The sequence below is a fragment of the Shewanella gelidii genome, assembly GCF_014647855.1.
Lineage (GTDB): Bacteria > Pseudomonadota > Gammaproteobacteria > Enterobacterales > Shewanellaceae > Shewanella > Shewanella gelidii.
Genome location: NZ_BMPZ01000002.1, coordinates 196,942 through 220,299 on the forward strand (window position 1 = coordinate 196,942; position 23,358 = coordinate 220,299).

The window sequence follows — 23,358 nt, forward strand, 5'->3', positions numbered from 1 at the left end:
ACATCTTGTGACGTAAAAGCGGTTCACTAAGCCTAGTTGAAACCTGTGCTAATCAAAGGGCAGGCCCTTGCCATCAATTTGATTAAGACGGGTAAAGAGAGTACTTAACGAGCCAAATTTGTCTGCTTGATGCCTTGTTGGTTAACTAAATATAAGCCGTAGGGATGGTTAAAAATAGAGCTATTAATGGGAATGATGAGGGAGACTTTCTCATTTTTGAGAAGGTTGCATGCGGCTGTTTTTAAACGTTTTTATTGGTTGCTTTGTCGAATAATTGAGCGCGAGGTGTGTGGTTTTATATCTGTGAAGCAGTTCACAGATAAAAGCCCCTGCTATTGCTAGCAGGGGCTTTTAAAGAGGATTGAACTAGCTAAAATTTAGCGAGTACATTCTTCTAGTAGGTATGCAAGGTGACGATATGCAATACCACTGTGGTTGGTTAAACCTACTTCACACATACGGTTAGCGTAGTAACCTTCTTTGGTTTCAGCAGGGATAAGCTTCTTGATGTTACGTAGTGCAACTTCGTTGATTTCAGGCTTGTACAAACCTTTCTCACCAGCGTAACCACAACACTCGATACCAGCAGGCTTAATGACTTGCTCACTACACGCATCAGCGATAGCTTGCATCTTCGGCTCCATCTGCATAGTACGAGCACTACAACCAAGGTGAAGTGCAACGTTCGACTTCTTGTTGATACGTAGGTTCGGCAGGATTTCATCGTGCATGAACTCAACAAGGTCAACAATCTTCACGTTCGGGTTGCCACCTAATGTACGCTTAGTACAAGAAAGTGCATCAACGATAACTGGAAGCTCGCCGCCGTCAGTTAACTTAGCAACAGCGTTGATAAGTTCTTGACGTTTTGCGTCAGCGTTCTTGAAGTCACCCTTAGATTCCCACATTTGACCACAACAAAGGTCACGAGTCTTCTCAGTCGTAACTACGTTGTAACCAGCACGCTCTAGAAGTGTAACTACAACTTCTGGTAGAGAACGCTTGTCTGTATCGATAGGGGTTGCACCGAAGGTACGGCCACCACACGCTGGGAAGTAAACAACAGTCTTCTGACCCGCTTTAGGAGCTGGCATCTTAGGAAGCTTGCCGCCTTTCGCGAAGTTAGGGTTCCAGTATGGAACTTCACTGCTGAATTTCTGAGCGATCTTCATCATGCCGCCAGTTAGATTGTCGCCCGCTACTTTGTGGATAACGTTCAACATATCGAAACCAGTGCTGATAACACCGTTTACTGCACCGAAGTTGTTCGCTTGGAAATCAAGGAACTTCTGCTGGCCAGCAGTGATGTTTGGACCACGTAGTTTACGTGCTAGTTGACCCATCTTGTTGTCAACTGGACATGCGATAGTACATAGCTGACATGCAGCACATGTATCAACGATGTCGTACTTACCGTCAGCGCGTAGTTTGTCTGCTGCAGCTTGCTCACCAGCTTGCTCTAGACGAGCGATTTCACGTAGCGTCGAGATACGTTGACGTGGCGTGAAGTTAAGTGCTGATGTAGGACAAGTCTTTTCACAGAAACCACAGTCAAGACAACGGTCAACGAAGTCATCAACAACTGGACAAGGCTTAATCGCTTTAACGTGGATTTTTGGATCGTCGTTTAAGATAACGCCTGGGTTTAAGATGCCTTCTGGATCAAATAGCTCTTTGATCTCTTTCATCAAGTCGTAAGCTTCAGTACCCCATTCCATTTCAACGTATGGAGCAACCGCACGACCTGTACCGTGCTCTGCTTTCATTGAGCCGTCGTACTTGTTGATAACCATCTCAGCGATTTCATCCATGAACTTATGGAAGTTATCGATGTCAGCTTGGCTAGAGAATGCAGGAGTAATGATGAAGTGGAAGTTACCTGCTAATGCGTGACCGTAAATACAGCCTTCTGGGTAACCATACTTATGCATTAGATCGGTAATGTCGCTCGCTGCTGCAGCAAGATGCTCAAGTTCAAATGCAACATCTTCAATAATAACAGAAGTGCCTTTTGGACGCTCACCAGCAACAATCGGGAATAGACCTTTACGCATTGCCCAGTATTTTCCGAATACAGCTGGGTCAGTCGTAAATTCAACTGGACGTAGGAAGTCAAATTCAGATAGCTTGCCACAAATTTCTTGTGTGTATGCTTCTAGAGTTTCTGGGTCATCTGCACGAGACTCAATCAATAGGATTGCTGATAGCTCAGGAAGCTCACCTAGGTAGTCAGGCATACCTGGCTTACCAGTTACAGCCTTGATTGAAGGCCAATCTAGAAGTTCTGCTGCTGCAACGCTTTCGCCGTTAATAATTGGGATTGCGCGTGCTGCATCTTCCATGTTGTGGAATACAGCCATTGCAGAAGCTTTAAAACGAGCTTCGTTTACTGTGTGATATGTAACTTCTTCAATAAATGCAAGAGTACCTTCCATACCAACCATAAGGTGGTTAAGAATATCGAAAGGCTCTGTGAAGTCTACAAGTGAGTTAATGCCATAACCAGTAGTGTTCTTAATGGCAAACTTTTTACGAATTCTGTCAGCTAATGCTTGGTTGTGACGTGTCTTGTGCGAAAGTTCTGCCAAGCCGTCTAGTAGCTTACCGTGAGATTTTTGGAATGCTGCACGAGATTTCTCACAGCCTGAATCAAGGTAAGTACCATCAACAAACATCAGTTTTGCTGAATCAATTGTTTGGTAGCTGTTTTCAGCTGTACCACAACACATACCAGATGCGTTGTTAGCCACAATACCACCGACCATTGCAGAAGCAATAGTTGCTGGATCCGGACCGATTTTTCTGTTCAATGGTGCTAGGACTGCGTTTGCATCAGTACCAATTACCGCTGCACCTAGAGTAACTTTCATTGCGTCATCACTGACTTCAATCTTTCTGAAACCATCATGACCTAAGATAAGAAGAATGCCTTCACCAATTGCTTGGCCAGCAAGACTCGTACCTGCAGCACGGAAAGTTACTGGAGCGCCATGGGCACGTGCAACTTCAAGTGTTTGCTTTACTTGCTGTACATCTTCTGCGTGAACAACAACTTCTGGGACAATTCTAAAGTAACTGGCGTCGGTAGACCATGCGAAACGACGAACATATTCGTCGGTTACAGGTTTCTCACCTAGGGCCTTACGTAAGTCTCTTACTACAGCTTCATAATTTATCGACATTGGAATCTCTCTTTGCTCGCTATTATTTTGATCAACAAAAGCCGCCTAAGCGGCTTAAGCGGCTTCTGTTTTTCAGTATTTTACTACTTAGTAGCCTCCCCAAACGAAGGCGATTGTACCAGCAACCATTGCATAGCTAAGGGCTACAGGCATTGTCTTACGGATAATTTCTGATTCACGGCCAGCCATACCAACAACTGTTGCTGCGGCTACAACGTTCATCACACACATCATGTTACCAGCGTTAGCACCGATACCTTGAAGAGCAAGAATCAGAGCAGGAGCCTGGCCACTTGTTTCAGCTACACTGAATTGTAGACCAGAGAACATCATGTTGGAGAATGTAGCACTACCAGATAGGAAGGCACCGAAGATACCAACTACTGGAGCGATCCAAGTCCAGATTGCACCCATAGAACCTGCTAAGGTATCAGCAAGCGCTACAGGCATAGAAGCTAGACCTGCTTCGTTTGTGCCAGAGTTCAAGAAAATCTTAACCATTGGTACTGACGCACCTAATGAAATTACAGTTGGGATCATAGACTTCAAAGATACAGTAACTGAGTCCTTGATCGCTTTTCCGTTCATCTTGAATAGGAAGAAACCTAAGATACAAACGATGACGAAGAATGCGCCTGGAGCATAAAGCGTGTGGAAACCAGCTTTAAGTTCAGTACCTAATAGGCCAGTCCACTTGATGCTGAAGCTTGTTAGGAAAGACTTGAATGGAGCAACTACGCGAGATAGTACAAGTAGAGCAGCCATTACGATGTATGGAGTCCATGCAGCAACTTGTGAGAATCTAACTTCAGTTGTGTCAGCTTTCTTAGTTTGACCGTCGTTTTCTGCGAAGTCATTCCAAGGCTCGCTTGGAAGCATGATGCCTTTCTTAGCGACTGGAATAACAACAGCCATACCGATTAGTGCACCAATTACAGATGGGAACTCAGGACCTGCAATGTAGTTAATCATGAATGCAGGAACAGTGAACGCTAGACCAGCAAAGATTGCGAAAGGTGCAATTGCGAAGCCTTCAGCGAAAGACTTGTTACGACCGAAGAAACCAGTTAATACACAAACCATTACTAATGGGATGAGCGTACCAGTGACCATATCGATAGTAATCATGTGCATTGCGATGAACTGTGCGTACTCAGCAAAGTTTCCGCCGTGCTCAGCAATTTGAGCAGCAGCCATGTTTACGCCACCAGTTGTTAGACCTTGCTCCATACCGAATAGTACTGGAAGACCAATAGCACCGAAAGATACACAAGCCGAGTCAGCAATAAGCGCTACAACAGCAGCTGCGACTGGTGGAATACCTAGAAGTACTAGTAGAGGTGCACCGATTGCTGCAGGAGTACCGAAACCAGCTGAACCTTCGATGAAAGCACCGAATAACCAGCTAATAATGATAACTTGCACACGGGCATCAGAACTGATGTTCGTGAAACCAGCACGGATGGTATCCATCGCGCCAGAGAATTTAAGAGTGTTAAGTAAGAACACCGCACCGAAGATGATGGTTAATGGTGTAATGGCTGCCAATAAGCCCTCAACAACAGATGCTGCGAGGAAACTGGTGTCCATTTGCCATACGAATACAGCTGCTAAGCCTGTAATGACTGCTGAAATGGGCATTGCCCGGGATGCTGGCATCTTAAGTAATACTAAAAATAGCATTACGCTGATCACCGGCGTTAAGCTTGCGAGTAGTTGGATAAAGGTCATGCTAGCCTCTTATATATTTTTGGTTGCTTCGTGTTATTCGATTTACTACCAATGGCCAAATCAAATGTTAGGTCTTTTTGTTACTTGTTAAAGGTAGTGCGAGTAATAAACGTTATTTCGAGCAGATCTAATATGATCTAGATCATCTTGTAGCAGATGTCAGAAATGAATTTTAGCCCTTGAGACCGCTATCTCTGAGTCGATCACTGGAACTGTGATTGCTATCACTAAGGGTTTTCCGCAACCATAAAATTTTATTATCGAGAATGTTAAAAAAATGTTAAATTTAACATATTAAATAGAGCTAAAGCTCTATAAAAGTGTTTTGAGTGTGCGAAACTGATCTAAAAATTACATAAGTGATTTTGAACCGTATGTCGATGCGCAAATGCTAATGTGATGCGTGTCACTGGTCGGGTATGGTGTCGATTCCAAATTGGAATGAATCTTTCTTAAGTTGTTGTTTTTAAAGGTTTTTTAAAAAAAACCTTTAAAAATCAAATGTGATTCATATCACTCGTCGCTTTTTTTGTGAGCAAAGGTGATCGGGCTCGCAAAGTGCGTTTTCCCGTAGTTTACCCGAAAAACATGTCGTGAAAGTTTCAGTAAATAGGGTTAGAACAATTTGCTTCCCCAGCCCAATTTATTCCTTAATACATGGAAATAATTGTGCCCTTTGGGGTGGATTAGACGTAAATTTTCACGGCTTCTACGGATGATTATCTCGTCTCCTGGCAATATCGCAAGATTCACATGGCCGTCGCAACTGACTTCAAGATTCTCTCCATTGTCGGGGGATACCACAAGTTTAATAGTGCTAGCCGCGTCGACAACGATAGGGCGGCAACTTAGGGTATGCGGAAACATGGGGACGAGAATGAGAGCTTGTAAGTTCGGTGTTAATATCGCACCACCAGCAGAGAGAGAGTAGGCTGTTGAGCCTGTTGGTGTCGATACAATCATGCCGTCAGCACGTTGGCTATACATAAATTGGTCGTCAATATAGACTTCAAACTCAATCATGTGGGCAATTTTACCGGGATGGAGAACCGCTTCGTTGACCGCAGAGTTGCTAGATTTGATTTGACCATGGCGATGCACTTCAGCTTCGAGTAGAAATCGCTCTTCGGTATCGAACTCACCATCAAGCACTTTAGCGAGCATCTCTTCAAATGTGTCGGGGGGCAAGTCGGTCAAAAAGCCTAAGTTGCCACGGTTGACGCCTATAACACAAATATCAAATCGAGCGAGCACTCTGGCAGCTCCGAGCATATTGCCATCACCACCGATGACAATCGCTAAATCACAACGTTCACCGAGTTCTAACAGATCCACGACTTCAACATCCGATTGAACATCTGCCGCAACCCGTTCTTCAATAAGGATTGTGTACCCTTGCATGCTTAGCCAATGATGCAAGCGTTTAAGAGTTTGGCTGGTTCCTTGATGGTGTGGTTTGCCAATCAATCCGATGGTCTTGAACTTTGTCGTCATATTTGTCTGCGTTTAGGCTTGAAACAAGAAATTTGATCCCCATAATATGCCCAGTGTATGCAGAAACAAAGCATTTTTAGTTGGAGTGAACATGAGTGACGAGCAGAACAAAGAAGAATTAGAAAAAGTGGAAGACGCTATTGAAGTTGAAGCTTCAAATGAAGAGGCAGATTTAATTGACGAGATCACCCAGGCTAATTTTCGTATCGAAGAATTAGAGCAAGCACTCGCAGAAGAGAAAGCGAAAGTTGACGAGCAAAAAGACTCTGTTGTTCGCGCTGCTGCCGAAGTCGAAAATATGCGTCGTCGTGCTGCACTAGATGTTGAGAAAGCTCGCAAGTTCGCATTAGAAAAGTTCGTTAATGAACTGCTTCCTGTTATCGACAATATGGAACGAGCCGTTCAGCAGACTGCAAATTTGGAAGATGAAGCAGCTAAAGCAATTTGTGAAGGTGTCGAACTCACACAAAAGACTCTGCTCAGTGCGGTTGAAAAGTTTGGTGTCAAAGAAGTAAACCCGCAAGGGGAAGCATTTGACCCAGATAAGCACCAAGCCATTGGTATGCAACCTAGCGCGGAGTTTCCCGCAAATACTGTGATGATGGTGATGCAAAAAGGCTTTATTTTGAATGAACGCTTGTTACGCCCTGCAATGGTTATGGTTTCTCAAGGTGGTGACAGCGTGGATACGCAGGCATAAGCTGCCGCGGTTGCTACGATTAAATAAGATATAAAAAAAGGACTGCATATGCAGTCCTTTTTTTATAGTAAGCCGACAACTAACTCGCGATATATGCTTCTATTTGAGCTTGGATACCTTCGGCATCTAATTGCAGCTCATGAGTGATCTCTTCTGGAGACCCATGTTTAATAAAGCTATCGGGGAGGCCAATTTGCAGTACTGGCTTGAGGATTTTCTTTTGTTGAAGTAACTCAACAACACCAGAGCCAGCACCACCCATGATGGCATTTTCTTCGACGGTAATCACATAGTCGTGCGCTTGGGCTAGTTGACAGATGAGTTCATTATCAAGCGGCTTAACAAAACGCATATCAGCTACGCTAGCATCTATCGCCTCTGCCGCTTCTAGCGCTGCCGAGAGTGTCGTACCAAAGTTAAAAATCACTACACTTGGACTTTGAGCGGCAGTTTTGCTTTGTCTTTGACGTTTGAGCACGCCTTTGCCAATTTCAAGCGCCGTCATGTCCTCGACTTGCACCGCTCCCGTCGCACTACCACGGGGGTAGCGTACCGCTGTCGGACCGTCTTGATAGCAATAACCGGTATACAACATTTGGCGACATTCGTTTTCATCTGAAGGCGCCATAATGACTAAATTAGGAATACAGCGCATGAAGCTCATATCAAATGCGCCTTGGTGAGTCGGGCCATCAGGACCAACGATACCACCACGGTCAATCGCAAATAGTACGGGTAAGCGTTGTAAGGCTACATCGTGAATGAGTTGATCATAGCCCCGCTGCAAGAAGGTTGAGTATATTGCAACGACAGGCTTGAAACCTTCACACGCAAAGCCAGCGCCTAAGGTTACGGCGTGTTGCTCCGCAATTGCTGCATCAAAATATTGTGATGGGAACCGTTTAGAAAATTCAACCATGCCCGAACCTTCTCGCATAGCCGGTGTAATTCCTAGAACCTTTTCATCTTTTTCTGCGACATCACATAACCATTTACCGAACACTTGAGAGAAGGTTGGGCTGGACGGTTTTGTTGCCGGCTTTTGAAATTTTGATGGATCGAAAGTGGGCACGGCATGCCAACCAATTGGATCCTTTTCTGCAGGTTCATAACCACGACCTTTTTTGGTCATGATATGTAAAATTTGAGGGCCGCCTAATCCACGCATGTTTTTTAACGTTTCAACCAGCGCGTCCACGTCATGGCCATCAATGGGTCCAATGTAGTTAAACCCAAGCTCTTCAAAAATAGTGCCTGGAACGACCATCCCTTTGAGATGCTCTTCGGTTCGCTTTGCCATCTCTTTGATGACCGGCATACCTTCAAGCACTTTTTTGCTGCTCTCTCTGATGGTGGTATATAAACGCCCAGACATCAGTTGTGCAAGATGGTTATTCAGTGCGCCCACGTTTTCAGAAATAGACATTTCGTTGTCGTTGAGTACAACAAGCATGTCATTGTGAAGATCGCCTGCATGGTTCATGGCTTCAAATACCATACCGCCAGTCATCGCGCCGTCACCAATGACTGATACAACCTTGCGACCGGCTTGCTCTTTCTCCGCTGCGACAGCCATTGCTAATGCTGCACTAATCGAAGTGCCGGAATGGCCCACACTGAAGGTGTCGTATTCGCTTTCTTCACGCCAAGGGAAGGGGTGCAAACCATCTTTTTGACGAATGGTATGCATTTTATCGCGTCGGCCGGTCAGAATCTTGTGAGGATAAGCCTGATGGCCTACGTCCCAAATGAGTCGATCGAATGGCGTGTTATAGACATAGTGCAGTGCGACAGTAAGCTCAACCGTGCCTAGTCCTGACGCAAAATGGCCGCTAGAAATACCAACAGATTGTAATAAAAACTGTCTTAGCTCATCGGCAACCTGAGGCAATAATGCCTGAGGTAATTGCTTAAGCTCTTGTGGGGTATTAGCCTTGGCTAATACCGGGTATTGAGAAATGTCCGGACTCATAACGCAGTACTTCGTCTCTTCTTATAATCTTCGCTCAATAATAAAACGGGCGAATTCTTCAATTAACTGGCTATTGTATGGCAATTTAGCCAGCGCTGATAGTGCATCTTGGATAAGATTTTCGGCAGTTTCTTGTGCGCCAGTTAATCCAAGTAATTGTGGGTACGTACTTTTATTTGCTTCTAGGTCAGAGCCTTGCGGCTTTCCAATCTCTTCAGTACTACCTGTGATATCTAAAATGTCATCTTGAACTTGAAATGCCAGCCCAATTGCTTTGGCGAAGTCTATGAGTGCTTGTTTCTCGTTTGCGTCAATTTTGCCTGCAATAATAGCAAGCTCAACAGCCGCAACAATCAATGCTCCGGTTTTTAAGCTATGTAGCTGAATCAAACTTTGTAAATCAATTTGTTTATCGGTCGCATTTAAATCAATGGACTGGCCACCGCACATTCCACTATATCCAGAAGCTTTTGCTAACGTTGCTATCATCGCAATTTGCTGGGCGGCATTAATCCCAACAATGGGCTTTGATAAAATCTCAAACGCCATAGTTTGCAACGCGTCTCCAGCCAAAATGGCCGTCGCTTCATCATAGGCAATATGGACTGTTGGCTGGCCTCTTCTCAAGGCATCATCATCCATTGCTGGCAAGTCATCATGGATCAATGAGTAAGCGTGAATACATTCAATCGCTGCCGCACAAGGGTCTAAACTCTCCAATGGCACTTTAAGCATGTCACCGATGGCATACACCAAAAATGGCCGGATTCGTTTGCCGCCAATTAAAGCCCCATGCTTCATGGCAGCCTTTAATTTAGGTTCGATATCTTCTAGCGCATCAATCTGATGACCTAGCTGGTGATCTACGCGTTGTTGATATTGACTTATTGCAGTTTTGAGCACGCCTAACTACCTACTATGACTAAATTGTTCCTAAAAGCGATTGAATGGGACAGCCAATATTCATTAGTGCTTTTAGTGTTATACAAATCTTTTGCGAATCCCGATCAATTTTTTAGGTTGCCATCATCGATTGATGCTCATCTCGGTTTGTCTCTTGATGCATCAAGTGAACATAACTGAGAATGTTGTTTGGCAATTGGAGAAGTGGGATGTGTTCTCATGAATTGGTTCAAACAAACAAGGCAACCTCAATTTGAATCGTTAATCTTTACTTTGTGTTTCGCTAGCAAATGGTTCAAGGGTAGCCTCATCGTCAGCTTGCATTAAAATGCTGACTTTTTGCTGGGCATTTTCCAACTTGTGTTGACTACTGCGAACAAGTTTAATTCCACGTTCAAATTGTTTTAAGGCATCGTCTAACGATACATCGCCTTGTTCAAGAAGGATGACAATATTTTCTAGTTCTGCGATGGATTCTTCAAAACTAAGATTTTCTGGTTTTTTGGCCACGTTTACTTTTCCTTGGATTACGCGGTTTACAAGGTATCTCAGCTCTACACTCGGGTCAAACAAAGTGCGTGGATTTTTGCTCGAAAGCACGCTTTGTTGGGTGAATTTTTCCAATAAAATTAAATTGCAGCTAAACTTGCCATGAGCTTGTCCGATAAAGGAAAATAAGAGCTGCGTTTATTAAGGAATTGTAATGATTCCATTATCGGAGGCGTTGTTTGTTTTATGACCGACAATTTAACCGATATCGGCAAGTGAAAGATTGTTTGATGTGAATGCAATCGAATAGCATTTGAGGAGATAGTGTGGATTTAGCGACCCTAATAGGACTAATTGGTGCTTTTGGCTTCGTACTTGGAGCTATGGCGACCAGTGGCGGCATCGCGATTTTTATCGATGTACCCTCAATTTTGATTGTATTGATAGGCTCCTTGTTTGTGGTATTGATGAAATACAACCTCAAACAGTTTCTGGGTTCGATCAAAATCGTCATGAAGGCGTTTATTTTCAAGATTGATAAGCCTGAAGATTTAATTGAGCAATCAGTGACGATGGCCGATGCTGCTCGTAAAGGTGGTTTTCTTGCGTTAGAAGAAGCACAAATTACCAATAGCTTCATGCAAAAAGCGGTGGATATGCTCGTTGATGGGCATGACGGCGATGTGGTGCGAGATGCTTTAGAAAAGGATATAGCGCTTACAGAAGAGCGTCATAAAACCGGAGTGGGGATCTTTAAGGCGCTCGGTGATGTCGCACCGGCGATGGGAATGATTGGTACACTGGTTGGTTTGGTTGCGATGCTTTCTAACATGGATGACCCTAAGTCTATTGGTCCTTCGATGGCTGTTGCACTATTAACAACACTTTATGGTGCGGTTGTCGCAAATATGGTGGCGATTCCAATTTCCGATAAACTTGAGCTGCGGATGAATGAAGAAATGATGAATCGTAATCTCATCATGGATGCCGTGCTCGCGATTCAAGACGGGCAAAACCCTCGCGTAATTGATGGATTCCTTAAAAATTACATTGCTGAAGGCCAACGGAAAGTCGATACCACCGACGGGGAATAGACTATGGCTAAAGAAAAGTGTGATTGTCCACCACCTGGCGCGCCGCTATGGCTCGCCACCTTTGCCGACTTGATGTCGTTGCTAATGTGCTTCTTTGTATTGCTTCTTGCTTTCTCTGAAATGGATGTCATGAAGTTTAAACAGATTGCGGGCTCAATGAAGTATGCATTTGGTGTTCAAAACAAAGTCAACGTTAAAGATATTCCTAAAGGTACTTCGGTCATCGCACTTGAGTTTCGCCCGGGTCGTCCAGAACCGACTCCCATTGAAATTATTAACCAACAAACTAATGAAATGACCCAGCCGATGCTGGAGTATCAAGCCGGAGAAGATAGTGATTCTGGCGGCGTACAACAGCAACGTGGCGAGCAACGCGGGGGAGAGGCTTCGGCGACTGCACAGGAGCAAGCCGAAGCGCGTAAAAGCCAAGCTGCAGCAGCGGCCCAAGACAATATTAACGACCAAGTGAAAAAAATGGCCCAAGAGCTCAACAAAGAGATCTTAGATGGGGCTATTGAGATTGAGTCCCTTGGTCAGCAAATCATTATCCGTATTCGTGAGAAAGGCTCATTTTCATCGGGCTCTGGTTTTTTGCAACCTAGATTTAGGCCTGTGATCCGCTCTGTTGGCGAATTACTAAAAGATGTCCCAGGTATTGTCACGGTTTCGGGCCATACCGATGATATGCAGATCAGTAATGAGCTATATAGCTCAAATTGGGATTTATCGAGTAAGCGCGCGGTCGCAGTTGCCCATGAATTAGTCAAAGTGAAAGGGTTTGATCAGCAACGTATGAAAGTGGTTGGTATGGCCTCGTCAGCTCCGTTAGTGCCGAATGATTCTGGCACCAACCGCTCACGTAACCGTCGAGTTGAAATCGCAATTGAGCAGGGTAAAGCGTTAGAATCAGATGAAGTACTTGTGGTTGAATAGTGCTCGCCGTAAAACATCAGCTTTGTTGTGATGACAGAGATAGAATAAAGGGAGCGAAAGCTCCCTTTTTGTTGAGTAGGGACTTGCTGGATTCAGCGGCTACTACGAAACCATTTCTAGCTATGGTTCGCGAGAATGTTTGCTTTCTATATCTAGGTGCGAGTTCCCAATCTGCCCTGCCTTAAAGGTGATGCTACTTCGCTTCTGTCAAAGCTTGAGGATGGTGCTGTTGGGCTTTGTTTTCCTCGTCCATTAATCCTAAGCGAAACTCAGTTGTCGTTGGCCGTGTGTGCTTTGGCGCCTCTGCTGCGCCAAGAAATTAAGTACGTTTAATGCTTTGTTTGTTGTGCAGCGGTTCTAAACGCATTGCTTTGTTCCGCTTATTTACTGATGAACAGCTATTTTGCCAAGGTATAGGATTATAGCCATTCAAAACCAAACCCTGCCCATTGTTTTTTCGATTCAAAATATTGTCATACGCTTGGTAGTCTTTCATCGCGAGCAACTCTGCTAGAACCGTAAAAATGCTTCGTTGTCAGGAGGTCGGGCACCTCGGTTTTGATGGTGTACTGCTATAATAAGTCGCTTGAATGCTCGCGGTTTATCGACGAGTAATGGCCGCATTCGTAGCAAGCACTGCATTTCGATGAAATTGCGGTTATAATCCCGCCATTATTGTGTTTAGCCCCTTTTTTGTCCTCGGAAATTGAATGAAGTTTATTGTAAAGCTGTACCCAGAAATCATGATGAAGAGCAAGCCGGTAAGAATGCGTTTTACCAAAATGCTCGAAACGAATATTCGCAATGTGCTGAAAAGAATCGACGAGGATGTCAAAGTTCAACGCCAATGGGATCGGATATTAGTGATGATCCCAAGTGAAAAACCTGCGATTGGTGATGACGTTGCTAAGGCTTTAACCTGTATCCCTGGTATTGCACACTCGCTGCAAGTGAATGAATACACATTTGAAACGGTCGATGATATTTATCAGCAAGCACAGAAAACTTTTGCAGAGCAGTTAAAAGATAAAACATTTTGTGTTCGTGTAAAACGTAGTGGTCAGCATGAGTTTAAATCTGTTGAAGTTGAACGCTATGTGGGTGGTGGACTGAATCAGTTTACCGAAGCCAAAGGGGTTAAATTAAAGAACCCTGATTTGACCATTAATATCGAAATCGATCGTGATAAGTTGTATTTAGTTGAAAAGCGTTTGCCTGGCCTTGGCGGGTTCCCGATGGCAACCCAAGAGGACGTACTTTCTCTCATCTCTGGTGGCTTTGATTCAGGTGTTTCTAGCTATCAATTTATCAAAAAAGGCGCTCGTACCCATTATTGCTTCTTCAATTTAGGTGGCGCTCAGCATGAGATTGGCGTCAAGCAAGTGGCTTATCACCTATGGAACACCTATGGGAGTTCGCATAAGGTGAAATTCATTAGTGTTCCTTTTGAGCCTGTTGTTGAAGAGATTCTCGAACGAATTGATAATGGGCAAATGGGCGTCATTTTGAAACGTGTCATGATGCGTGCAGCTGCGAAAATTGCTGAAAAAATGGGAATTCAAGCCATTGTAACAGGGGAAAGCTTAGGCCAAGTTTCAAGTCAAACCTTAACCAATTTGAATGTTATCGACCGCTGTACCGAGCTGTTGATTATGCGTCCACTCATTGCTATGGATAAGCAGGATATTATCAATGAAGCGCGTCAAATTGGAACAGAAGACTTTGCCAAGACGATGCCTGAGTATTGTGGTGTCATTTCTCAGAAACCAACGGTAAAGGCGGTGCTTTCTAAAATTGAAGCGGAAGAAGAGAAATTCTCTGAAGATTTAATTGATAAAGTCGTTAGCCAAGCTGAGATCATTGACATTAGGGAGATCGCGACAGCTATGGATGCAAAAGTGACTGAAACAGAGTCGGTTGCGAGTGTGGAACAGAATGAGGTCGTGGTTGATATTCGTCCACCTGAAGAGGAAGAAGCAAGCCCGTTAGTCATTGATGGTGTAGAAGTGAAGGTTGTTCCATTCTTCAAATTGGCTACTCAGTTTGCAGATTTTGATGTGTCAAAAACCTATCTTCTCTATTGCGATCGAGGTGTAATGAGTAAGTTGCAAGCCTTATATTTGCAAGAGCAGGGCTATCAAAATGTAAAAGTATATCGACCTTAAGCGCTTTTATTTTGAGCGGAGTCGATGAAGGTTAAAGCTATCATTTGAGCTTAAATGCCTCCTTTTTAACCTGAGCCTTGGTGAATATATAGTCAGTTAAGCAGTTTGATGCCCGCATCAAACTGCTTTTTTATGCGCAAAACATGGATTAAGTCAGTTTTTTATATTGGCTTTGGGGTTTCGAAAACTGCCTTTAACGATAAGTTTTTTTGTCGAGAATTCGTGATTTGTCAGGTTGGATTTGAATAAAACGGTCTACTGGAAAAAAGACAAAAAAAAGCCACGTCAACTAGACGTGGCTTTTCTCATATGAATGATTAATCTGCTAATTCGGTTTCAGTTAGTGCGTCTTCTTGGGTATACTCAGCAATAAGAATTGCGTCGATATCCTCAACAAGCTGTTGCTGCATTTCTTGCATGCTTATCGCAAGTTCTGCGCTTATTGTTTCATGTAAGTCGCTGGTGTCGATAACTATTTCATCAGCACTAGCCGTTACTGCTGTGCCTGATAAAACAAGGGCTGCAATGACTGATTTTAAGTTAAACATGATGGTCGCCTCCGGGCTGACATTACTCTCTTGTCAGACATTCCCGTTCACTTCGTAGAGACTGTCTAACTATTTTGCTTCGATGGTTGGAAATTTAATCAAAATCACTGGTAATTACAAACGATAAAATGTATTAATAGTGATTAGAAAAACTAATCCAAAATCAAGATCGAGATCACTATGTCAAGACGTTTACCCCCGCTGAATGCGGTTAAGGCGTTCGAAGCTGCAGCCCGACACCTAAGTTTTACTCGGGCAGCAGAAGAATTATTTGTGACACAGGCCGCAGTTAGCCATCAAATAAAGTCGCTTGAAGACTATTTAGGTCTGAAATTATTTCGGCGAAAGAACCGTTCTCTACTGTTGACCGAGGAAGGGCAGAGTTATTTTCTCGATATTAAGGACATTTTTGTTCAGCTTGCAGAGTCAACCGATCGTTTATTAGCCCGTAGCGCGATCGGTTCGCTTACGGTGAGTATGTCTCCAAGTTTTGCCATTCAGTGGTTGGTTCCTCGTTTGGCGAAATTTAGTGAGAAGAACCCGGAGATTGATGTGCGGATCAAAGCGGTCGATACCGAAGATAGCTCACTGACTGACGACGTCGATGTTGCCATTTATTATGGTCGAGGGAATTGGCCGGATGTTCGTGCGGATAAGCTGCGTAATGAAGTTTTGATCCCCGTCTGTTCTCCGATCCTATTGAATGGTAATAAGCCCTTAGAGAAGCCGAGTGATTTAAAGAATCACACCCTTCTTCATGATATGAGTCGCCAAGATTGGCAAGCATGGTTTAAACAATGTGGCATTAATGACATTAACGTCAATCAAGGGCCTATTTTTAGTCATTCATCCTTGGTGTTGCAGGCAGCTGCACACGGCCAAGGTATCGCTTTGGGTTACAGCGTTCTCGCTCGACCCGATATTATTGCCGGCCGACTTGTATGTCCTTTCCAAGAGGTGCTCGTCAGCAAGGATGCTTATTATCTCGTGTGTCAGCAAAACCAAGCTGAAGTGGGCAAAATTGTTGCGTTCCGAGAGTGGATGCTAGAGATGTTTGCCGAAGAGTCACGCAGTGAGTTGATGTTGAGCTAATTCGGCATCGGTCACAATTGGGTTGATTGTTTTTAAGGATGAGTTGTGTCTTTTGTTCCCAGTACTTTGTTGTCCCAATGCTTGATTGATGGCTGCGGTGATACGGTTGTGGTATTTGCCCACGGCGCAGGTGCAAATATGCACCACGAATTTATGACTACGATGGCCTCGGGGCTATCTAAAGCTGGCTTTCAAGTCGTACGATTTAACTTCCCCTATATGCAAGCCAATGCAAAGGATGGCAAGCGCAGGCCACCTGATAGAGCGCCCAAATTAGTCGCGCATTTTGATGCGCAGCTGCAAGCTTTGAAAGCTGAGTTGCAGCCAAAGCGAGTGGTGCTCATGGGAAAATCTATGGGCGGACGGATGGCGGCAATACTTGCAGCAGATACGACCGTAGATGCTGTCATTTGTCTTGGGTATCCATTTGCCCCTAAACCTGAAAGTGAACCGAGGATCGAGCCAATAGAGCAAAATCATGCACCGATGCTTATCGTTCAAGGTGATCGAGACAAATTTGGGACTCGTGACCAGATTCGTGCTTGGCCAATTCCATCTCGAGTGCAATTTGAGTGGCTTAACGATGGCGATCATAGTTTTAAACCGAGAAAGGTTTCTGGGGCAACATTGGCAGGTAATATGTCTCAGGCAATCTCTGCCTGTATTCAATTTATTGGAGAACTTGATGCGTAAAGGGTATTTACTACTGGCTTTGCTGAGTGGATTTTTCGCAGTGAGCTTGGGAGCATTCGGTTCCCATGGTTTAAAAAATATAGTGTCTTCAGAAATGGTCGCTATCTTCAACATTGCTGTTGAATATCAGTTTTATCATACGTTTGCGCTTATTGCGGTTGCGATTTCTGGTCATTGGCTGAAGTCTCGGGCACTGAATTGGTCGGCTTATTTCTTCATGATAGGTACTTGTCTGTTTTCCGGCTCCTTATATTTATATGTGCTGACTGGTCAGAAGTGGGTTGGTCCCATTACGCCAATGGGTGGGGGGTGTCTAATGCTGGGATGGTTGTTATTTGCGCTAGCGGTATGGCGAAGCAGAGTCCCTGAATAAAGCCTGTTGTCTGTTGAAGTTCTATACTTCTTTGCTAATTATAGGCTGCAGTTTAGTACAAATAGCGCGTATACTTGCGGCCAATGAATATTTGGCCTCAATAGGCTCTGCAACATAGTGCAACGATTCCCATGAAAAACTTATTCCTGTTCTGCCGCGCCGGTTACGAAAAAGACTGTGCTGCCGAAATTCAACAACGTGCCGCTGAACTTAATGTTGGTGGTTTTGTAAAGACCAATAACAATGATGCGTATGTTATTTTCGAGTGCTTCACTGATGGTGACGCAGACAAAATGGCGAAAGAGCTCTCTATTGACTCCTTAATATTTGCACGGCAAATGTTTGCAGCAACATCAGTGCTCAAAGGTTTGCCTGAGCAAGACCGTGTGACGCCAATTGTTGACGCTTTACAGGCGGTCACTAAGGGTGGGGAATTACGCGTTGAAACGCCGGATACCAATGAAGCCAAAGAACTTACAACATTTTGTCGTAAGTTTACCGTACCGCTGCGCCAAGGGTTGAAAAAATCTGGCATCTTGCTAGCGAAAGAAAACCCGAAACGCCCAATTGTTCACGTTTGCTTTGTTGCGTCTGGTACGGCCTATGTTGGGTATTCCAATAGTAATAATAGTTCTCCCTACCCAATGGGGATCCCACGTTTAAAAATGGTTGCTGAAGCGCCGAGTCGCTCGACGCTGAAATTAGATGAAGCGTTTATTCATTTTATCCCCAAAGAGGCCCATGAACAGCGTTTGCATAGTGGGATGAATGCTGTCGACCTTGGGGCTTGTCCAGGTGGGTGGACTTATCAACTCGTGCGCCGTGGTATGTTTGTTGCGGCGGTTGATAATGGCCCAATGAATGATGATTTAATGCAAACTGGTCAGGTGAAACACTATCGCGCTGATGGATTTCGGTTTGAACCGCCACGTAAAAATATCTATTGGTTAGTTTGCGATATGGTTGAAAAACCTTCTCGCGTGGCAGAATTAGTCGAAGCATGGGCAATTAATGGTTGGTTTAAAGAAGCAATTTTTAATTTGAAACTTCCGATGAAGAGCCGTTATAAAGAAGTGAGCCAGATTTTGTCGACTATGGCGGAAATTCTAAAGGATCATGATATTCATGATTTTCAGTTGAATTGTAAGCACCTCTATCATGATCGAGACGAGGTGACAGTGCACCTTTGGTTACACCCTAGCCGTGGTGCGTCCTATTAAACCATGTCGTTGCTGACCTAATTGTTGCTCTGCTGTACAAGACATGAAAAAGGCTCTATTGCGGATTCAATAGAGCCTTTTTATTGTTCTGCTGTAAGTGAAAGAGGGATGTCGTTAGCCTAAACGTTCAAGAACCGCTTGAGTGAAATCAGTGGTGCCATGTGAGCCGCCTAAGTCACGGGTGGTGCGGTCACCTTGTTCAATAACTTCCGATATTGCGGCTCTGATAGCTTCAGCCTTATCTGCCATGCCTAAGTATTCAAGCATTTGAATAGATGCAAGAACGACACTTGTTGGGTTGGCTAGATTTTTACCTGCGATATCTGGTGCACTGCCATGGACAGCCTCAAATATAGCTGCGTCTTGACCCACGTTTGCGCCAGGTGCCATGCCGAGCCCCCCAACCAAACCTGCACAAAGATCTGAGAGAATGTCGCCAAATAAGTTGGTTGTCACGATCACATCAAAGTTTTCGGGGTTCATGACCAGCTTCATGCATGTGGCATCCACAATCATTTCTTCCGTTTCAATATCAGGGTAGCGAGTCGCCACTTCTCTGGCGACCTTCAGAAACAATCCAGAAGTCGACTTCATGATATTTGCTTTGTGGACAATAGTGACTTTTTTACGGTTTTCTTTTCGGGCCAACTCGTAAGCAAAAGTGGTGATTTGATCTGCACCTTGTCGAGTAATAATACTGGTTGCTTCAGCTGTGGCGCCGTCATCGGATACTGTTTGTCCAAGTCCGGAGTACATACCTTCGGTATTTTCTCGAACAGTAATAATATCAATGTTATCGTATCTGGCTTGGGTTCCTTTAAACGATAAGACAGGACGGATATTGGCGTATAAGCTAAATTGTTTCCGTAATGAAACGTTAATGGATGTGAATCCTTCACCGACAGGTGTGGTGAGTGGACCTTTTAAAGTGATACGATTCTTTTCGATTAAGTCGAGCGTTTGCTGAGGAAGCAGTTCGCCGTGCTTTTCTAGGGCTGTTAAGCCAGCATCTGCGAATTCGTATTCAAAGTCGCAGCCTGCTTTATCGAGAATCTTAAGCGCTGAATCAATAATGCTGGGTCCAATCCCATCTCCTGGGATGACTGTAATTGTTCTTTTTGGCATGGAGAGTCCTTCCACGGTTGACCGTTACTGCACTGTTTAACCTAGCTTGGGACGCGGTAACATAAATTAGAAAACTCGGAATTTTGTCGACGACATTCTATATGTTTTTATAGCGTTTTTACAGGTTTTAGTGATTTTGCTCACATTAGTTGGGGCGGTTAAACTTGCAATAATGACTTGCTATCACCATGATTGGCGGCAGTTCATCATGTAGAATATCTTTAGTCTAACGCGTAAATATAACGATAATAATGAGGTCACTTTTGAAACCCTTTGGATTATTTCTATCAATGCTCGCAGGAGCAATCATTGCAGCGCCTAGTTATGGGGAAGCGCCGGCAAGTATGAGCGTTACCGATATCATGCAATTTGAGTCCGCGAAGAAACCTGTGCTTTCTGATTCTGGAAAAGTACTTGCTGTGACGGTAGCTCCAGATCGCGGTGATCCCCGAGGCTTGGTTCGTCTCGTTGGCTCGGAAAAGCAGTTTGACCTCGCTCAAGCTCAAAAACCTGTAATTAGCCCAATGGGGCGTTATGTTGCTTTTGACAGGGTTCCGACTTTGCTTGAGAAAGAAACTGCGAGCAAGAACGACAAAAAGAAACTGAAGAATGGCCTTGTTGTTCTCGATACACAAACGGGTGAACAATTGCAGTATGAGCGCGTGAAGTCGTATCAGTTTACAGAGAAAGATAGTCACCTAGTTGTCTGGTTTGAGGCGGAAAGCAAAGAAGCTGAGGCAAAAGAGAGCGATGTAAAATCGTCAGAAAACCTTGTAGAGATCACAAGCTCTCAAATGAAAAGCCGAGCGAAGCTGGCGAGCGCAGAGTATGCAAGTCATAGGGCGAGCGAAATTAATTCAGCGGATAGCAAAAAGCCAACAGTCGATGATTTTGACAAAGGGACCGCTCTCAGCCTTATCGAGCTCGCAACAGGCAAAGAAACAGCATTTCAACACGTTACTGAGTATGCGCTGAGTGGAGGCAACACCCATCTTGCGATTGCCATCAATGATATTGAAAATAGTCGGCATGAGCTGCGATTGATTCTTCTCGCAGATGCCAGTACTGATGCGATGTTTCTTTTTCGGGATCAGCAGTTTGGCAAGATTGCTTTATCAAAAAGTGGCCAGTGGCTCGCGTACACCCACGGAAAAGCTGCAGAACAACCCTATGGTCGAGAATACCAGTTGGTGCTGCATGATTTAAAGAAAGACAAAAGCCAATATGCACCCGTCGATGAGCGCTGGCATTACAACCGTTATAGTGAGCTAAGGTTCTCCAAAGATAGCCAGCGGCTTTTTTTCGGGCGTGTGCCGAGTGTACAGCAGCAAACAAAATTGCCTAAAATTGAGCAAGCGATGGACTTGTATGATTTAGATAAAATTGCTGCCCAAAGAAATTTAAGAGTATGGCATGGGAATGACCCTCGTATTAAGCCAAACGAAATCAAAGAGTATGAGAAACAGCAAAAACATACATATCTGGCTGTTTGGCATTTAGCGTCAAATGCGTTAGTCCAGCTTGCTGATGAGCTTGTGCCAGATGTTCAATTTAATGAAAACAAGCGCTTGATGTTAGCCAGCTCAGACTTGCCTTATCAAAAAATGATTACTTGGGCCGGTTTTTACCGAGACTACTATTTGGTCGACTTAAAGACTGGTGTGAAAACGCAAGTGCTTTATCAGCAACCCAGTCGTTCAGTGCCGCAGTTATCGCCGCAGCAAAAATATTTGGTCTATTTTCAGCAGGGTCAAGTTTACCTTTACGATGTGGCAACACAAGATCGGCGAGTTCTCAGTTCTGGTGCAGGTGTGAGCTTTGCTAATGAAGATCATGATTACCCTTCCGCTGCGCCGGGTTATGGCTTTGGACCTTGGTTAGCTGAGGATAAAGGGGTATTTGCCTACGATAAATATGATGTATGGCAATTTTCAACACACGCCAATGCGCCAGCGCAAATGCTGACGAGCGGAGCGGGACGTCAACAAGGTATTCAATATCGTGTTACCGGGTTAATCGAGGACGATTCACCGCAAGTCTTTAAAGCGGGCGAGCCCGTTTTGCTTCATGGCTATAACACCAAAACTAAAGGCGATGGTTTCTATCAGGCTAAGGTAGGTAAGTCAGGGGTCAAACCTTTGATGCAAGGTAGTTACAAGCTTAAATTACTTGCTCGCGCCAAAAAATCAAACACCATTTTGTACTCCAAAGAAGCCTATGACCAATACCCAGATCTGTACACGGCAGGCGTAAATACACCTCAAAATGCGAGCCAGCAAACTGATTTGGATCAGCAAAAAGACAAGTTGGGTTGGGGCAAGGCGGAATTAGTTTCTTGGACCAACGGTGATGGCAAAGCACTTGATGGAGTTTTGATTAAGCCCAGTAACTATGTGGCGGGTCAGCGTTATCCAGTGCTTGTCTATTTTTATCGATTTATGAGTGACAGGCTGCACTCGTTTCCACAAATGAAGGTCAATCATCGACCTAATTTTGCTTGGTATGCTGACAATGGCTACGCGATTTTCTTACCGGATATTCGTTTTGAAGTTGGTTACCCAGGGCCAAGCGCCGTACAAGCTTTGACTTCAGGTGTGCAACACATTATTGATATGGGCGTTGCGAAGGCCAATGCTATAGGTATACAAGGCCACTCTTGGGGCGGTTATCAAACCGCTTTTGCTGTGACACAGACGCATATGTTTAAAGCTGCCGTCACTGGGGCGCCGGTTTCAAATATGACCAGTGCATATAGTGGAATTCGTCATGGTACTGGTCTTGCGAGGCAATTCCAATATGAAACCGGTCAAAGCCGAATTGGTGAGTCTTTGATGAAAGCACCACATAAATACATTGAAAACTCGCCAGTATTCTATGCTGAGCGAATTAAAACGCCAATGATGATTATGTTTGGAGATAGAGATGATGCAGTGCCTTGGGAGCAAGGTGTTGAGTTGTATTTGGCAATGCGTCGTGCCGGTAAGGATGTGGTCTTTTTGCAATATGAAGATGAACCGCATCATTTGAAAAAGTATCCCAATAAGCTCGATTATACGGTGCGAATGCAGGAGTATTTTGGCCACTATTTGAAGGGGGAGCCTGCTCCGGCTTGGTTATTGAAAGGGGAAGCTTATCAAGAGCTAAAACAAAACTAGATAACCGTGACGTTCAAATAAAAAGGCCAGCATTTGCTGGCCTTTTTATTCTAAAATTGTAAATCGCTTATACGCTTATTGAATAAATTTAGCGGATAAATATTGCTGGTAAGTATCTTCACCCCAGGCAATGAGCTGATTATTTTTGAATAGCAGTGGCGTGCATTCATCTTTAGTTGTTTTACCATCTGATTTACTACGGTGAGTACGATAAAAAAGTACGTTCAAATTCGCGTTTTCACTGGTTTTTGCTTCGCTAAAGTCGGCAGTTCCTAACAGGGTTCGAACTTGCTCTAAGCTTTGGCCTAAGCTAATTTCAGATAGTTTTCCTTGGTTATAAGCCTGCCTATCGTCCCAATCCATTTGTTCCGGCGTCGGTTCGTAAACAAACATAATAACGGCAACGAATACAAGGTAAGACACAAAAATGCCACCGATGACCATTGGGGCTTTTGATTTCATGGTTTCGTTATTCTCTGAATGATTCAT

General features: G+C 44.2%; 18 protein-coding genes. 9 read left to right on the top strand and 9 right to left on the bottom strand.

The annotated features are described in order from the left end of the window. Positions 1–377: 377 nt before the first annotated feature. The 3 genes from IEY18_RS04480 to nadK all read right to left on the bottom strand — a co-directional run bounded on the left by IEY18_RS04480 (position 378) and on the right by nadK (position 6,407). Complete coding sequence (locus tag IEY18_RS04480) at positions 378–3,182, bottom strand: FAD-binding and (Fe-S)-binding domain-containing protein (protein WP_188918250.1); 2,805 nt, start codon at positions 3,180–3,182, stop codon at positions 378–380. Positions 3,183–3,269: 87 nt separating this feature from the next. Continuing rightward, positions 3,270–4,913 (bottom strand): L-lactate permease, encoded by a 1,644-nt coding sequence (locus IEY18_RS04485; protein ID WP_188918252.1) that lies wholly within the window; start codon positions 4,911–4,913, stop codon positions 3,270–3,272. 615 nt (positions 4,914–5,528) lie between these two features. Continuing rightward, positions 5,529–6,407 (bottom strand): NAD(+) kinase, encoded by an 879-nt coding sequence (gene nadK, locus IEY18_RS04490; RefSeq protein ID WP_188918254.1) that lies wholly within the window; start codon positions 6,405–6,407, stop codon positions 5,529–5,531. Between the two features lie 91 nt (positions 6,408–6,498). Here nadK and grpE point away from each other — a divergent pair, with 91 nt between their 5' ends. Continuing rightward, on the top strand, positions 6,499–7,107 hold the full coding sequence (gene grpE / locus IEY18_RS04495; protein ID WP_188918256.1) for a nucleotide exchange factor GrpE: 609 nt from the start codon (positions 6,499–6,501) through the stop codon (positions 7,105–7,107). A gap of 79 nt (positions 7,108–7,186) precedes the next feature. On the opposite strand, the gene dxs is transcribed toward grpE, so the two are convergent. The 3 genes from dxs to xseB form a co-directional block, all read right to left on the bottom strand. Continuing rightward, positions 7,187–9,079, bottom strand: a complete 1,893-nt coding sequence (dxs, locus tag IEY18_RS04500; protein ID WP_188918258.1) for a 1-deoxy-D-xylulose-5-phosphate synthase — start codon at positions 9,077–9,079, stop codon at positions 7,187–7,189. 21 nt (positions 9,080–9,100) lie between these two features. Then, positions 9,101–9,982: a (2E,6E)-farnesyl diphosphate synthase gene (gene ispA / locus IEY18_RS04505; RefSeq protein WP_188918260.1), complete on the bottom strand. Its 882-nt coding sequence runs from the start codon at positions 9,980–9,982 to the stop codon at positions 9,101–9,103. A gap of 261 nt (positions 9,983–10,243) precedes the next feature. Continuing rightward, positions 10,244–10,492 carry an exodeoxyribonuclease VII small subunit gene (gene xseB, locus IEY18_RS04510; protein WP_188918262.1) on the bottom strand — a complete coding sequence of 83 codons (249 nt, stop codon included), beginning with the start codon at positions 10,490–10,492 and terminating at the stop codon, positions 10,244–10,246. Between the two features lie 305 nt (positions 10,493–10,797). Between xseB and pomA the strand changes: the two genes are divergently transcribed. The 3 genes from pomA to thiI all read left to right on the top strand — a co-directional run bounded on the left by pomA (position 10,798) and on the right by thiI (position 14,663). Further along, positions 10,798–11,565 (top strand): flagellar motor protein PomA, encoded by a 768-nt coding sequence (pomA, locus tag IEY18_RS04515; RefSeq protein ID WP_188918265.1) that lies wholly within the window; start codon positions 10,798–10,800, stop codon positions 11,563–11,565. A 3-nt stretch (positions 11,566–11,568) separates the two neighbouring features. Then, the gene (locus tag IEY18_RS04520; RefSeq protein ID WP_188918267.1) at positions 11,569–12,498 is read left to right on the top strand and encodes a flagellar motor protein MotB; all 930 of its coding nucleotides are present in this window, start codon (positions 11,569–11,571) and stop codon (positions 12,496–12,498) included. A gap of 710 nt (positions 12,499–13,208) precedes the next feature. Beyond that, entirely contained in the window at positions 13,209–14,663 is a 1,455-nt protein-coding gene (thiI, locus tag IEY18_RS04525; protein ID WP_188918269.1) for a tRNA uracil 4-sulfurtransferase ThiI, read from the top strand. A gap of 317 nt (positions 14,664–14,980) precedes the next feature. Here the strand turns inward: thiI and IEY18_RS04530 are convergent, their stop codons facing one another. Next, complete coding sequence (locus tag IEY18_RS04530) at positions 14,981–15,211, bottom strand: hypothetical protein (RefSeq protein WP_188918271.1); 231 nt, start codon at positions 15,209–15,211, stop codon at positions 14,981–14,983. A gap of 180 nt (positions 15,212–15,391) precedes the next feature. Between IEY18_RS04530 and IEY18_RS04535 the strand changes: the two genes are divergently transcribed. The 4 genes from IEY18_RS04535 to rlmM all read left to right on the top strand — a co-directional run bounded on the left by IEY18_RS04535 (position 15,392) and on the right by rlmM (position 18,589). Beyond that, the gene (locus tag IEY18_RS04535; protein WP_188918273.1) at positions 15,392–16,303 is read left to right on the top strand and encodes a transcriptional regulator GcvA; all 912 of its coding nucleotides are present in this window, start codon (positions 15,392–15,394) and stop codon (positions 16,301–16,303) included. Positions 16,304–16,348: 45 nt separating this feature from the next. Beyond that, positions 16,349–16,996 carry an alpha/beta fold hydrolase gene (locus tag IEY18_RS04540; protein WP_229779734.1) on the top strand — a complete coding sequence of 216 codons (648 nt, stop codon included), beginning with the start codon at positions 16,349–16,351 and terminating at the stop codon, positions 16,994–16,996. Next, a complete protein-coding gene (locus IEY18_RS04545; protein ID WP_188918275.1) occupies positions 16,989–17,369 on the top strand; it encodes a DUF423 domain-containing protein in 381 nt (126 codons plus the stop codon). Before IEY18_RS04540 ends, IEY18_RS04545 begins: the two co-directional genes overlap by 8 nt. Positions 17,370–17,500: 131 nt before the next feature. Then, a complete protein-coding gene (gene rlmM / locus IEY18_RS04550; protein WP_188918277.1) occupies positions 17,501–18,589 on the top strand; it encodes a 23S rRNA (cytidine(2498)-2'-O)-methyltransferase RlmM in 1,089 nt (362 codons plus the stop codon). A gap of 114 nt (positions 18,590–18,703) precedes the next feature. Here rlmM and IEY18_RS04555 read toward each other — a convergent pair whose 3' ends face one another. Beyond that, positions 18,704–19,714: an isocitrate dehydrogenase gene (locus tag IEY18_RS04555; RefSeq protein WP_188918279.1), complete on the bottom strand. Its 1,011-nt coding sequence runs from the start codon at positions 19,712–19,714 to the stop codon at positions 18,704–18,706. A 290-nt stretch (positions 19,715–20,004) separates the two neighbouring features. Here IEY18_RS04555 and IEY18_RS04560 point away from each other — a divergent pair, with 290 nt between their 5' ends. After that, a complete protein-coding gene (locus IEY18_RS04560; RefSeq protein WP_188918282.1) occupies positions 20,005–22,869 on the top strand; it encodes an alpha/beta hydrolase family protein in 2,865 nt (954 codons plus the stop codon). Between the two features lie 75 nt (positions 22,870–22,944). Here the strand turns inward: IEY18_RS04560 and IEY18_RS04565 are convergent, their stop codons facing one another. Next, complete coding sequence (locus IEY18_RS04565; RefSeq protein WP_188918284.1) at positions 22,945–23,331, bottom strand: DUF3192 domain-containing protein; 387 nt, start codon at positions 23,329–23,331, stop codon at positions 22,945–22,947. Between the last annotated feature and the right edge of the window lie 27 nt (positions 23,332–23,358).

What these genes read in the sequence shown, in the direction of transcription:
- IEY18_RS04480 (WP_188918250.1), bottom strand. Translation starts at nt 3,182, where the DNA reads ATGTCGATAAATTATGAAGCTGTAGTAAGAGACTTACGTAAGGCCCTA.
- IEY18_RS04485 (WP_188918252.1), bottom strand. Translation starts at nt 4,913, where the DNA reads ATGACCTTTATCCAACTACTCGCAAGCTTAACGCCGGTGATCAGCGTA.
- nadK (WP_188918254.1), bottom strand. Translation starts at nt 6,407, where the DNA reads ATGACGACAAAGTTCAAGACCATCGGATTGATTGGCAAACCACACCAT.
- grpE (WP_188918256.1), top strand. Translation starts at nt 6,499, where the DNA reads ATGAGTGACGAGCAGAACAAAGAAGAATTAGAAAAAGTGGAAGACGCT.
- dxs (WP_188918258.1), bottom strand. Translation starts at nt 9,079, where the DNA reads ATGAGTCCGGACATTTCTCAATACCCGGTATTAGCCAAGGCTAATACC.
- IEY18_RS04520 (WP_188918267.1), top strand. Translation starts at nt 11,569, where the DNA reads ATGGCTAAAGAAAAGTGTGATTGTCCACCACCTGGCGCGCCGCTATGG.
- thiI (WP_188918269.1), top strand. Translation starts at nt 13,209, where the DNA reads ATGAAGTTTATTGTAAAGCTGTACCCAGAAATCATGATGAAGAGCAAG.
- IEY18_RS04530 (WP_188918271.1), bottom strand. Translation starts at nt 15,211, where the DNA reads ATGTTTAACTTAAAATCAGTCATTGCAGCCCTTGTTTTATCAGGCACA.
- IEY18_RS04535 (WP_188918273.1), top strand. Translation starts at nt 15,392, where the DNA reads ATGTCAAGACGTTTACCCCCGCTGAATGCGGTTAAGGCGTTCGAAGCT.
- IEY18_RS04545 (WP_188918275.1), top strand. Translation starts at nt 16,989, where the DNA reads ATGCGTAAAGGGTATTTACTACTGGCTTTGCTGAGTGGATTTTTCGCA.
- rlmM (WP_188918277.1), top strand. Translation starts at nt 17,501, where the DNA reads ATGAAAAACTTATTCCTGTTCTGCCGCGCCGGTTACGAAAAAGACTGT.
- IEY18_RS04555 (WP_188918279.1), bottom strand. Translation starts at nt 19,714, where the DNA reads ATGCCAAAAAGAACAATTACAGTCATCCCAGGAGATGGGATTGGACCC.
- IEY18_RS04560 (WP_188918282.1), top strand. Translation starts at nt 20,005, where the DNA reads ATGCTCGCAGGAGCAATCATTGCAGCGCCTAGTTATGGGGAAGCGCCG.
- IEY18_RS04565 (WP_188918284.1), bottom strand. Translation starts at nt 23,331, where the DNA reads ATGAAATCAAAAGCCCCAATGGTCATCGGTGGCATTTTTGTGTCTTAC.